The sequence below is a fragment of the Bacillus sp. 05T31 genome (assembly GCF_056396725.1).
In genome coordinates this window covers 1-15108 of sequence record NZ_JBFTMA010000020.1, presented here as the reverse complement: position 1 = coordinate 15108, position 15108 = coordinate 1, and the positions used below count along the sequence as shown (strand labels likewise).

Below are 15108 nucleotides of genomic sequence, written 5' to 3'. Positions count from 1 at the left end.
TTCTCCTGAGAAAAGAGCTTGGCTTCAGAAGCAAATGCAAAAAAAGGAGAATAAAGAAGCACTTCCGTTGTCTTATGCACAACAACGTTTGTGGTTTATGGACAGATTTAACCCAAACAGTTCTTTATATAATATTCCAACGGTATGGCATCTAAAAGGAAATTGGATTCCTGAAGCATTAGAAAAGGGATTCAATCGACTCATTGAACGTCATGAATCATTACGAACCGTTTTTAAAGAAGTAGGAGAACAACCTGTACAACAAATTGTCGAATTCCTTCCTAGAGCATTACCTGTAAGGGATTACTCGCAACTTCCTCTAGAAGTAAAAGAAAAAGAGGTAGATAGTTTAATTGCGAGAGAAGCGCAAGAACCATTTGATTTAATGAATGGCCCTTTAATTCGTAATCAGCTTGTTCAATTAGGAAAGGATGAATGGTTATTACTATGCACGATGCATCATATTATTTCTGATGCTTGGTCCATCGGTATACTCATGAATGAATTACTTACTTTCTATGAAGAAGAAACGGGCGGGAATCCTGCTAAATTAAGTTCACTATCCATTCAATATGCAGACTTTGCGAAGTGRCAAAAGGAGTGGTTGCAAGGTGATGTGTTATATCGTCAACTTACGTATTGGGAGGAAGAATTGTCTGGGGAGCTTCCTATATTACAACTGCCAGTGGACCGACCTCGACCGGTTACGCAAACTTACGCTGGGGATACGCATCACGTGATTTTTCCTTATAGATTACTCAATCAATTAAAGGATATAAGTCGACAAGAAGGATCTACCTTATTTATGACTTTAATGGCTGCATACCAGAGCTTTCTTGCTCGTTATACGGGGCAAAAAGATATTCTAGTCGGAAGTCCGATTGCAAATCGGAATCATAAGGGAGTAGAAGGATTAATCGGTTTCTTTGTTAATACGTTGGTTTACCGATCAGATTTGAGTGGCACCCCTACTTTTCGGGAGATTTTGAACCAAACAAAGAAAAAGGCGTTAAAAGCTTACGAATATCAAGATATACCATTTGAAAAAGTGGTAGAAGCTGTACAACCTGAACGAAGTATGAGCCATTCTCCTATCTTTCAGACCATGTTTACACTACAGAATATAAAACAAGAACGACTAGATTTGTCTGGTAGAAGTATCGAAATGGTAGAAAGTAATATGTCTATTGTAAAATTTGATCTGAGTTTAACTGCCTACGAAGTGGAAGAAGGCCTATTTGTCTCATTTGAATACAACACGGATTTATTTGATAGTAGTACCGTTGCACGTATGGCAGGCCATTTTGAGAACTGGTTAAATGAAATCGCGTATCATCCAGATGAATCATATACAAAGCTGTCAATGTTATCGGACACAGAGCAGAAACAACTCCTAGAAGAATGGAATGATACTGACGTAGTTTATGGTCATGAGTGTATGATTCATGAGCTATTTGAGCAGCAAGTTGCACGTACACCTGATGCAGTGGCGGTAGTTTATGAGGGTGGAAAGCTAACGTATCAAGAACTCAATGAAAAATCGAATCAATTGGCACATTATCTACAAAAACGAGGTATAGGACCTGAATCATTGGTCGGTATATGTGTTGAACGTTCTCCTGAAATGATTATTGGTCTCTTTGGGATTTTGAAAGCAGGTGGGGCTTATGTCCCACTGGACCCAAGTTATCCCGAAAATCGCCTGAGATACATTTTAGAGAATTCACAAATTCAAGTGCTGTTAACAAAAGAGGCACTACAGGACTGGTTACCTAAAGATATTCAAGCAATTTGTTTAGACCGGGATCAAGTAATGATTTCTAAAGAGAGTAATTTGGCTCCGGTGAGTGGAGTAACAGCAAATAACTTAGCCTATATCATATACACTTCGGGTTCGACGGGAAATCCGAAGGGAGTAATGATTGAACATCATTCGGTTATCAACCGCCTACAGTGGATGCAGAAAAAGTATCCATTATCTGAGGAGGATACAATCCTACAAAAGACACCGTTTTCATTTGATGTTTCTGTCTGGGAATTATTTTGGTGGTCATTTGTAGGAGCGCGTGTTTGTTTGCTTCAACCAGGAGGAGAGAAAGATCCTGCGGTGATTGAGGAGTATATCGAACGATATCGTGTGACCACCATGCACTTTGTTCCGTCGATGTTATCTACTTTCTTGGATTATATGGAACAATATAATTCGAAAAGGGATGTATCGTCTTTAAATCAGGTTTTTACTAGTGGAGAAGCATTAAATACTGAACAGGTTCGCCGGTTTAAGGGGGTATTTTACGATGTTCAGCAAACAAAGTTAATTAACTTGTATGGCCCTACCGAAGCGACTGTGGATGTGACTTATTATGATTGTGATTTAGAAAAAGAACCTATGCTTATTCCAATTGGTCGTCCAATTGATAATACAGAGTTGTATGTGTTGGATCAATATCAACAGGTGGTACCGATTGGTGTGGCGGGGGAACTTTACCTTGGAGGAGTAGGCTTGGCACGTGGCTACTTCAATCGACCAGAGTTAACTACTGAACGTTTTATTCCGCATCCCTTTAAGGAAGGGGAACGATTATATCGAACGGGTGACCTGGTGAGATATATGAATGATCGTAACTTGGAGTATATTGGAAGAATAGATAACCAAGTCAAAATCAGAGGATTCCGAATTGAACTGGGAGAAATCGAAGCAGCTTTACATGATCACTCATCTGTAAAAGAGGCTGTCGTGTTGGTGAAGGAAGATCGACCAGGAGATAAGCAGTTAGTAGCTTATGTAGTGGGTGAAGGGGATACTGGAGAGTGGCGTGAATATCTGAAGAAGCAATTGCCAAATTATATGGTTCCGGCATACTTTTTCCAAGTTGAATCGATGCCACTCACTCCAAATGGTAAGGTGGATCGGAAAGCTTTACTGGAATTGGAGGCACAGTTCATAAGTGAAGATATTACTTCATCAAGAACACCAGTGGAGGAGCTCATCGTTTCTGTATGGAGTCAAGTATTAGGTATAAGAAATATTAGTGTTCAGGATTCTTTTTTTGAAATCGGTGGTCACTCGCTACTAGCTACTCAAGTAGTGTCACGCTTACAAGAAATCTTTCAAATCGAATTACCGGTACGCGAACTATTTGAGTATGCAACGGTGGAGTCACTGGCAAAGCGATTAGATCAGTTACGTAAAGGAGATAGAAAACGAGATATTCCGCCACTAATGCCGATGGAACGAGGGGAAACTATTCCACTATCTTATGCCCAACAGCGCTTATGGTTTATCGATCAATTTACACCTAATAGTGCACTTTACAATATGCCAATAGTATGCCGCCTTACAGGGAGTTGGCTACCTGAGGCATTGGAAACGGGATGGAATCAGCTAATAGAGCGTCATGAATCATTGCGGACGGTCTTTCATGAAGTGAACGGTCAACCCGTACAGCAAATTGAACCGTATGCTTTTCGATTAATTCCGAAAACGGATTTAACTATGCTTTCTCCAGAAGACCGAGAAGAAGAAGTTAAACGTTTGATTCAACAAGAAACAGAAGTGCCATTTGATTTAGGCGAGGGTCCACTGATCAGGACAAGTATTTTGCAAGTGAGAGAGGAAGAATGGATTCTCCTTTGTACTCTACATCATATCATCTCAGATGGATGGTCAATGGGAGTCCTACTTGAAGAATGGATGGCATTCTATGAGAAAACTACGGATGGAAAGGTAGCAGAACTTGAACCATTACCGGTTCAGTATGCCGACTTCGCTCAGTGGCAAAAAGGATGGTTGAAGGCGGAAGTGCTTGATCAACAACTCCAATATTGGAAGGAAGAATTGTCTGGGGAGCTTCCTGTACTCCAACTTCCTATGGATCGCCCGCGTCCCRCAATACAAACTCATGACGGGTCGACATACACTCTGGTTCTGCCAAGCGCGCTACATGACAAATTGAACGAATTTAGTCGCCAAGAAGGGGCTACACTCTTCATGACGCTGTTGGCTGCATATCAAAGTTTTCTATCACGTTATACGGGACAAGAAGATATTCTGGTCGGAAGTCCAATTGCTAATCGAAATTATAGAGAAATTGAAGGACTTATTGGTTTCTTTGTCAACACGTTGGTTTATCGGGCTAATCTGAGTGGTAGACCGACATTTCAGGATGTTCTGTCTCAGGTTCGTCAAAAGGCATTGAAGGCGTATGAATATCAAGATATCCCTTTTGAAAAAATTGTAGAAGTTGTACAACCAGAGCGGAGTACAAGTCATTCGCCAATCTTCCAGACTATGTTCATCTTGCAAAATATGAAACAAGAGTTCCCGGTGTTATCTGGTAGAAGTATTGAAATGATAGAAAGCCATAGTCCAATCGCAAAGTTTGATTTAAGTGTAATGGTAGCTGAGACGGAAGAGGGAGTACGTTTTACTTTTGAATACAATAAGGATTTATTCAAGAATGACACTGTAATGGAAATGCCCCCACAGGGTCTTATTTGCGACAGATTTGAGGAACAAGTAGCAAAGCGTCCTGAAGCGATTGCGGTAGTTGATCAAACAAAAGATTGGACTTACGGTGAACTGGATGCACAAGCAAATCAGTTGGCAAATGTTTTACAGCGAAAAGGAGTTGCTCCAGAGTCAGTCGTGGGAGTTTATCTTCCGAGGTCGGCTGAGCTCATGGTAAGTTTACTAGGCATATTAAAAGCTGGTGGAGCTTATGTCGTTTTAGATCCGTTGTATCCAAAATCAAGGTTAGAATACATGATTGAAGATGCAGGAATTCAATTTGTAGTGACGGCGGAAGGACAAGAAGGCCTTTTCGAACAGGTCGAAATGGTGAGGTTAGAAGAGTTAACAGTGGAAAGCGTAATCGCACCTACACGGCAGATAAATCCAGAGAACTTAGCTTACATTGTCTATACCTCTGGTTCTACAGGAAAGCCAAAGGGTGTCATGATTGAATATCGCTCATTAATGAATATGGTTTCTTGGCATCAAGAAGTTTATCGTATTACAGCAGAGGATCGTGCGACTCAGATTGCAGGGATTGCTTTTGATTCGGCTGTTCAGGAGATTTGGCCGTATCTAACTGCTGGTGCAGCACTCTACTTGTCAACAGAGGAACTGAGAATTAATCCAGAAGCACTAAGAGACTGGCTCATTGATTCGCGAATAACAGCTAGTTTTGCACCTACGCCTATTCTGGAAAGACTCCTGAAATTATCTTGGCCAGGTAAAACGGATCTTCGTTTTATCATTACCGGCGGGGATCAATTAACGCAGTATCCATCTAACGATATTCCTTTTGCGGTAATCAATCAGTATGGTCCATCGGAAAATACCGTTGTTACCACGGATTGTTATGTACCTGTAGGAGTGACAACAGGTACGCCATCGATTGGTCGACCGATTGCGAATACAGAAGTTTATGTGTTAGATTCTCATCTTCAGCTAGTACCAAGTGGTGTGATTGGAGATCTCTATATTGGAGGGAAGAGTCTTGCTCGTGGATATGCTAATCGTCCGGACCTTACAAAGGAAAAATTTATTTCGCATCCATTCAAGTCAGGAGAACGTCTCTATTACACCGGAGACAAAGCAAGTTATCTTTCTGATGGTGCTCTCCAGTTCCATGGTCGTATAGATGACCAAGTGAAAATTCGTGGTTTCCGGATTGAATTGGGAGAAATAGAAGCAGTCTTGCAGGCACATTCTTCTGTGAAAGAAGCGGTTGTATTGGTACGAGAGGATGATCCAGGCGACAAGAGATTAGTAGCTTATGTAGTTGGTGAAGGAAGTGTCCAAGAATGGCGAGAGCATCTACAAACACATTTACCAAATTATATGGTCCCAACAAACTTTATTGAGATGGAATTTTTACCACTTACACCGAATGGAAAACTTGATTTAAAGGCATTGYCAATACCTAGCAAATTATCTACGGAAAATACCGTTCACGCACGAACTCCGCTAGAAGAACTTATCGCTTCAGTGTGGAGTCAAGTGCTAGGAATAGAAAATATAGGTGTTCAGGATTCTTTCTTTGAACTTGGTGGTCATTCTCTACTTGCTACACAAGTGGTCTCACGCTTGCAAGAAGTCTTTCAAATCAAATTACCGGTACGTGAACTGTTCGAATATTCAACGGTCGAGGCACTGGCGAAGCGATTAGATCAGTTACGTAAGGGAGGCAAAAAACGAGAAATTCCACCATTGATGCCGATGGAACGAGGAAATGCCATTCCACTTTCTTATGCTCAACAGCGCTTATGGTTTATCGATCAATTTACACCTAATAGTGCACTTTATAATATGCCGATGGTATGCCGTCTTACAGGAAATTGGTTACTAGAAGCATTGGAGTTGGGATGGAATCAGTTGATAGAGCGTCATGAATCATTGCGGACAGTATTTCATGAAGTGGACGGTCATCCTGTGCAGAAGATTCAACCGTATACTTTCCGTTCCCTTCCACAAATTGACTTAACTAAGATTTCTCCAGAAGAGAGAGAAAGAGAAGTGGAGCAATGGATTCAAACTGAAGTCGAATCCCCATTTGACTTAGAGCAAGGGCCATTGTTCCGTGGACAAATCGTGAAAATTTCAGAAGAAGAATGGGTTCTTCTGTGTAATATGCATCATATTATCTCGGATGGATGGTCGATGGAAATCTTGCTCCAAGAATGGATGGCATTTTATGAGGAGGCGATTGGTGAAAAACCAGCAGACCTTGCACCACTACCAGTTCAATATGCCGATTTTGCTCAGTGGCAAAGAGAATGGTTGATAGATGAAGTACTAAACCAACAGCTTGCATATTGGAAGGAAGAACTGTCTGGTGAGTTACCAGTCTTAATGTTGCCGATGGATCGTCCCCGTCCTTCGGTGCAAACCCACCATGGATTAACTCATAATGTGTTGTTGTCACGCTCATTACTGGATAAATTAAACGAACTTAGTCGTCAAGAAGGGGCCACGCTTTTCATGACCTTATTGGCATCGTATCAAAGTTTCCTTGCCCGTTATACAGGACAATCAGATATTCTTGTTGGAAGCCCAATTGCGAATCGAAATTATCGAGAAATTGAAGGGTTGATTGGTTTCTTTGTCAACACGTTGGTTTATCGAGCTGATTTAAGTGGCGCACCGGCATTTCAAGAGTTGTTGTCTCAAGTGCGGATAAAAGCATTGAAGGCATATGAGTACCAAGATGTTCCGTTTGAGAAAATTGTGGAGGTTATCCAACCTGAACGAAGTACAAGTTATTCTCCGATTTTCCAAACCATGTTTACTTTGCAAAATACGGGACAAGAGCTACCACAACTACATGGACGAAGTATAGAAGTAATGGACAGCCACGCTTCAATCGCCAAATTTGATTTAAGTTTAACTGCCGCAGAAGTGGAAGAGGGCTTATTGCTTACTTTTGTTTATAGGACTGATTTATTTGACAGTTTAACTATTGAATCCATAGCCGAAAATTTTGGAAACTGGTTGAATTTAATCGTGGAACATCCTGATAAATCATTAGCTAAGTTGCCGATACTGTCAGGATTACAGCAAAAGCAGTTAGAAGAGTGGAATAATAATGCTGTAGCATATCCACAGGAATTTGGGATTCATCAGCTGTATGAAGAGCAAGTAAATCGTACACCTGACGCGGTGGCAGTGGTAGATGAAAAACAGCAGTTAACCTATCGAGAGCTGAATGAAAAAGCAAACCAATTGGCACATTATCTCCAGAAATGTGGGATTGGGAGCGAGTCATTGGTTGGTCTCTGCTTCCAGCGTTCAGTTGAGATGATTGTCGGTCTCATGGGGATCTTGAAAGCTGGGGCAGCCTATGTTCCATTGGATCCATCGTATCCAGAAAGTCGCCTACGATATATTCTGGAGGACACAGGGATTCAAGTATTGGTCACGAACGAAGCATTAGAAGGTTGGATAACTGAAGAAATCAAAACAGTTTGTTTGGATCGGGATAAAGCGATGATTTCGCGAGAAAGCACCCTTTCGCCAATATGTGAAGTGACAGGAGAAAACTTGGCGTATGTAATCTATACTTCGGGATCAACAGGGAATCCGAAGGGAGTTATGGTAGAGCATCACAATGTGATTCGTTTATTTAAATCGACGGAATGTTGGTATCAGTTTGATGAAAAAGATACTTGGACGCTTTTCCATTCTTATGCGTTTGACTTCTCGGTATGGGAGATTTGGGGGGCATTACTCCATGGCGGAAGATTGATTGTTGTTCCTTACTGGATTAGTCGATCGCCCAAGGATTTCTATCAACTGTTAGTAAAGGAAAAGGTTACGGTTCTTAATCAGACACCATCCGCATTTCGACAATTGATACAAGTGTGTGAACAAGAAGATGAGAAGAAAGACTTGCATCTGCGCTATGTCATATTTGGTGGGGAAGCACTCGATCCTACCAGCTTGGTACCATGGTTTCAAAGGTATGGAGGGCAGAAACCACAGTTAATTAATATGTATGGAATTACAGAAACTACCGTTCATGTTACGTATTATCCAATTACTAAAGATGATGTGCAGTATGCTTCAAGAAGTAATATAGGAAAACAGATTCCAGATTTAGAAGTGTATGTACTAGACGCTTGTCAACAACCTGTGCCTATTGGCGTAGCTGGCGAACTATATATTGGTGGAGCAGGACTTGCACGTGGATATTTAAACAGACCCGAATTGACTGCAGAGCGTTTCATTCCTCATCCATTCAGTAGTGACCCAGGAGCGCGATTATATCGGACAGGAGACTTAGCGAGATACTTACCTGATGGAAATCTGGATTATCTTGGGCGGATTGATCACCAGGTGAAAATCCGTGGTTTCCGAATTGAGCTCGGAGAAATTGAATCTGCTTTAAACGCACATGTCTCCATAAAAGAGGCTGTTGTAATTGTTCGAGAAGATCAGCCGGGTGATAAACGGTTGGTGGCATATGTCGTGGGTGATGGGAATGTAGGCGAGTGGAGAGATTATCTCAAGGCGGAACTACCAAGCCATATGGTTCCTTCAGGATTTGTGATGATGAAAGCCATTCCACTAACTGCTAACGGAAAAGTTGATCGTAAGGCCTTACCTGTACCAGAGGAGAGGAAAATCGAAAGTGAATGTGTTGCCACGCGGAATGGTAACGAAGAAACACTGGCCACCATTTGGAAGCAAGTATTAGGGATTAAAAAGGTGGGAATCCATGATAACTTCTTTGAAATTGGTGGAGACTCGATTCTCAGCATTCAGATTGTCTCTCGTGCGAAGCAAGCAGGTTTGCAATTGACGCCAAAGCAAATGTTTGAACACCAAACGATTGCTGAGTTGGCGCAAGTAGTCAATGAAGAACGGGGTGTACAAGCAGAGCAGGGAGTTGTAACTGGAGAACTGATCCTTACACCAATCCAGCAATGGTTTTTTGCACAAGATCATCCAAACCCACACCATTGGAATCAATCCATGTTTTTTAGAACAAAAGAGCGACTGGATATAGTATTACTGGAGAAAGCTGTGCGTACCCTTCTAATCCATCATGATGCCTTGCGTTTAAGATATGAACGGTTACCGAATGGAGCTTGGAAACAGCGGAACGAAGGAATCGAAGAACAATCGACGCTGACCGTTATTTCATTAGAAGAAGTGCCGCAAGCAGAATGGCATCAAGTGATTCAAACGGAGATTGACACTGCACAAGCAAGCTTGCACTTACACGCAGGACCGCTAATGAGAATGGTGTATTTTGATGAAGGTGAGAAAAGAGCCGGCCGATTATTCTGGGTGATTCATCACTTAGCAGTGGATGGTGTTTCTTGGCGGATTTTACTGGAGGATCTGCAAACGGCGTATAATCAAGCGAGCCAGGATCAGATGATCCAATTACCTACAAAGAGTACATCCTTTAAAGCGTGGTCGGAGAAATTGCATCATTACGCTGAAGCTGGGATTGTGCAAGAAGTGCGTGATTATTGGGAGCAGCAATCCGAACAAGAAGTGGCTATGCTACCAGTGGATACCACCCTCGAAGTTCCAGCAAACACAGGAACCGAGGAGATTACCGTGGTGCTGGATGAGAAAGAGACCCGTACGTTATTGAAAGAAATTTCAAGCACTCATCGAGTCCAAATCAATGAGGTACTATTGACAGCATTGGTACAGGCTACGGCAGCATGGACAGGTCATCCGGCGCTGACCGTGGATTTGGAGGGGCATGGTCGGGAAGAGATTATCGAAGACGTTGACCTATCTAGAACTGTGGGGTGGTTTACAAGTATTTATCCTGTTCACTTAAATATTACCGGTGCCGACACGCCAATTGCAGCATTAAAATTAGTTAAAGAACAAATGCGTAAAATTCCTAATAAGGGTGTTGACCATGGAATTTTGCGGTATCTGAACACAACAATGTGTGAGAAATGGGGGTCTCAACATACACCGTCTATTAGTTTTAACTATCTTGGACAATTTGACCAAATGTTTTCTGACGATGCAATGCTTATTCCGGAGAACGGATTTAAGCGCTTAGATCATGCTTCTGGTTCCAAGCGCTTGCATTTAATCGATGTAATTGGAATTGTAACGGATGGGAAACTTCAGTTCACTTGGGTATACAATGTAGGACAATTCGCGAAATCAACGATACAAAGTATTGCAGAGAATATGCTCCATCAACTAAGTAAATTGATTCAATCTGCGGATGGAGAATCTGCACTGACCGTTTCAGATTTTGTGATGGCTAATCTTGACCAAGCCAGTTTGACAAAAGTATTATCCAAGATGAATCGTGGAAATAATTATCAGATTACCGATTTATATCCACTATCGCCTTTGCAAGAAGGTATGATTTTCCATACATTGCATGACCAAGGGGATGAACATGTAGCGCCGTATATAGTGCAATTAAGTTTCATGATTAGAGGAGAATTGGATATTGTAACTTTCGAACAGGCGTGGAAATCGGTAATTCAGCAGCATGAAATTTTTCGCTCATCTTTCCTTTGGGATGAAGTTGAAGAGCCTTTACAAGTGGTGTATGAGAGTGTTCCATTTAAGGTGAATGTAGAAGATTGGCGTACGCTGACTGCTGAAGAAAAAGAGGAGAAAAGAAAAGCCTTTTTGGCATTGGATCGAAAACAAGCCTTTCTTTTTGATGAAGCGCCATTGATGCGGGTGACTGTCATTCAAGAAGGTGAGGAAGAATATCGGATTGTTTGGACACATCACCATATTCTGTTGGATGGATGGAGCCTACCACTGGTCTTTAACGAATTGCTTACAGTGTACCAGAAGAGAATGAATGGAGAAGCCGTGCATTTACCTAAGTCATCGCCATACAAGAAATATATTCAATGGCTAAGAGAGCAGAATCAGGATCAGGCGGAGCAATTCTGGAGAGAGAAACTTAAAGGTTTTACAGCTCCAACTCTGCTGGGCTTAGAAAGTAAAGAGCAAGAAAAAGGTTACACAGAGAAGGTAACTTATTTATCAGAAGAGCAAACCCAAGCGTTACAAAACTGGGCGAAGCGCAATAGGCTCACTTTGAATACAGTAATTCAAGGTGCGTGGGCGTATCTCATGAGCCGGTATAGTGGAGAAGATGAAATTGTCTATGGTGTAACTAGCTCAGGACGCCCTACGGAGATTATTGATGTTGAAAACATTGTAGGTCCTTTTATTACCACATCACCGACGCGAATTCAGTTGATAGATAATATAAAAATAATGGATTGGTTGCAGAAGATACAAGAGGAAGAGATAGAAAGAAGACAATATGAATATGCTTCTTTGACAGAGATTCAAGGATGGAGTGAAGTTCCTAGAGGAACCCCGCTGTTCCATAGCTTGTATGTGTTTGAAAACTACCCAGTGAAAGAGGAGTCCTCAGGAAATCTAGAAATTGGTGGGTTGGAAGGAGTAGAGCAAACTCATTATCCATTAGGATTGACAGTTGTCCCAGAAAGCCAGTTGTTGTTAAAGTTGAAGTATGATCGTAGCAAGTTTAATGGTCTCACTATTGAACGGATGCTGGGGCATTTAAGCCAGGTGTTAAAGCAAATGATCGAGAACGTTGATCAAACTCTGTCGGAGCTGGTGTATGTTACGGAAATAGAACAGAAACAACTACTGGAAGAATGGAATGATAATGCAGCAGCGTATCCACGTGAAAGTGTGATCCACAAACTTTTTGAAGATCAAGTGGATCGTACACCTGATGCGGTGGCAGTGGTGGATGAAAATCAGCGGTTGACGTATCGAGAGCTGAATGAGAAAGCAAACCAATTGGCCCATTATCTTCAGAAAATGGGGATTGGGACGGAGTCATTGGTCGGGCTTTGTTTCCAACGTTCAGTTGAGATGATTGTCGGTCTCATGGGAATCTTGAAAGCTGGATCAGCCTATGTTCCGCTGGATCCATCGTATCCAGAAAGTCACCTACGATATATTCTGGAGGACACAGGAATTCAAATATTGGTTACGAACGAAGTATCACAAGGTTGGATGCCTGAAGAAGTTGAAACAGTTTGTTTGGACCGAGATCAAGCAATGATTTCGCAAGAAAACACTCTTTCACCAATATGTAAAGTAACAGGAGAAAACTTGGCGTATGTTATCTACACTTCAGGTTCGACCGGGAATCCAAAAGGGGTTATGGTGCAGCATCATTCGGTATTAAATCTATCCTATGGTTTACAGAAAGAGGTTTTTTCACATCGGGCACATGATAACATGCGCGTTGGTCTAAATGCCTCAATCGCCTTTGATTCATCCGTTAAACAATTACRAATGCTTTTGTATGGTTCTAGTTTGTATATTATTTCAACAGAAGTTCGCAGTGATCCTCAACAGTTTATATCTTATATTCGGGAGAATAAGTTGGAAATGTTCGATATAACACCTTCACTACTCCAATTACTCATAGATGAGGGGTTGTTAGAAACAAACGATAGTGTTCATGTTCCAAGCAAGGTACTGGTCGGTGGAGAAGCGATTATGCCATCACTGTGGGAACAACTAGTAGAGAATGACCATATCCATTTTTATAATGTATATGGTCCTACGGAATGTACGGTTGATGCGACATGCTATCGTATCAAAAAAGATAGTAAGAGAGTAACCATTGGGCGTCCGTTGCCAAATGTTCAAGCCTATGTATTGGATGAGAAGTTGTTACCTGTTCCAGTTGGTGTAACGGGTGAACTTTATATCGGTGGAGCAGGCCTAGCGAGAGGATACTTGAATCGTCCAGAGTTAACGTTAGAACGTTTTATTCCACATCCATTTAATGAAGGAGAACGGTTATACCGGACGGGAGATCTAGTCCGTTATTTAGCTGATGGCCATTTGGATTATCTGGGAAGAATCGATAATCAAGTGAAAATTCGAGGATTCCGGATTGAGCTTGGAGAGATTGAAGCGAATTTAGAAAGTCATCCATCGGTGAAAGAGGCGGTAGTCTTGATAAGAGAGGACCAACCAGGAGATCAGAGATTGGCTGCCTATGTGGTGGGTAAAGGAAGTATGCATGAATGGCGTGAGCATCTCAAGAGGCAAGTACCGAATTATATGATTCCTGCACACTTTATTGAGGTTGATGCGATTCCCCTTACAACAAATGGGAAGGTTGATCGAAAGGCACTGAACAGCTTAACGATTCAAAGAGAAAGTACCTTTTCTACACCAATCATCCCACGGGATGAAATCGAGTATCAGCTGATTACAATCTGGCAGGATTTGCTACAGTTAGAAGATATCCATGTAAACGATGATTTCTTCAATATAGGAGGTCACTCTCTCCTTGTAATCAAATTGATTTCAAAGGTCAGAGAGAAATTTGGAAAAGAGATTAAGGTGCCCGCACTAATTAAGAATCCGACAGTGGAAGGAATCGCTTGTCTCATCCGTGAGAATCATCGTATGGAAGAATCATTATCGGTTCTGGTTCCATTACAAGAATCAGAGAAAAGACCTTTCTTCTGTGTTCACCCGTTTATGGGTAATGTACTCTGTTACATTCAGCTAGCAAGGTTACTCAAGGATCACTGCTCATTTTATGGTTTACAGAATCCTCTCGTAGAGAAAGAAGGAATGAACGGGTTGATTTTATCGGAAGTAGTTCAACTCTACATCGAGGAAATGAAGCGGGCTCAGCCAGAGGGGCCGTATCGTCTGGGAGGATGGTCTCTGGGCGGTGCCATCGCCTATGAAATCGCAACTATGCTACGGAACCAGGGAGAAGAAGTTGAGGTGTTGGTACTATTGGATACCAAGGTGCCTTCAGAACGGGATTACAAGACAGAAGATGAAATGCTATCTTATATATTGGAGCATTTCATCAATATAGAGTTAGTGGATCAGGAAGAAGAGCTTGTTCATCAACAGGACATGCTTGTTGAGCAATTAATTGTGGAAGGAGTGCTCCCGCCTGATGCAAATCTTACGAATTTGAAGCAAATTATCAATGCCCACAGGAAATGTCTGAATTTAATGGCAGAGCATGATTTAACACCATATTTTGGGGAAGTCATTTACTTTAGTGCTGAGGAAGGTAAAGAATTGTTTACGGATTGGAAGCCTTTATTAAAAGGAAGAGTGAATATGTATTCGGTCCCTGGATCACACGAAGAAATAGTAGCTTCCCCCGCAGTTGAAAAGTTAGCTAAGTATCTACTAAATGAATTAGAAGGAATAAAAGAGACGGCCCTTTCACTAACGGAAAAGTAGAGAGCACAAAATAGGCAACTTTATAAACGAACATTGTTATTATTAAAGTCGTTATTTGTGAGTAGTAGTGTAAATAAAGAGAGCAGTCCAATAACTGCACATCAAGTGTAGGAGATTATGTATAAAGAGCATTACTTTTTAAGCGGCTAATGAAAAATTGCTTGATAGGGACATAGAAACATATATGAGTTGTTCATAGTATGCTGTAAATTATCTGAAGTTTTTGTACCAGAAGCGAATGCTTTGATGATATTGCTGAGGAAAGGTGTATATTTTCATTGATATGTTAATATGCACCTTTTCTATTATATTTGCACTTGAATAGATGCAAGTTAGAAAATGAAATTGAATTTCTATAACGTATACAT

At 41.4% G+C, this 15108-nt stretch carries 1 protein-coding gene; it reads left to right on the top strand.

What is annotated here, in order from left to right; translation table 11 throughout:
- The first annotated feature begins 34 nt into the window (after nucleotides 1–34).
- Entirely contained in the window at nucleotides 35–14740 is a 14706-nt protein-coding gene (locus AC1DJR_RS02730) for a non-ribosomal peptide synthetase (protein ID WP_477001975.1), read from the top strand.
- The last annotated feature ends 368 nt before the right edge of the window (nucleotides 14741–15108 follow it).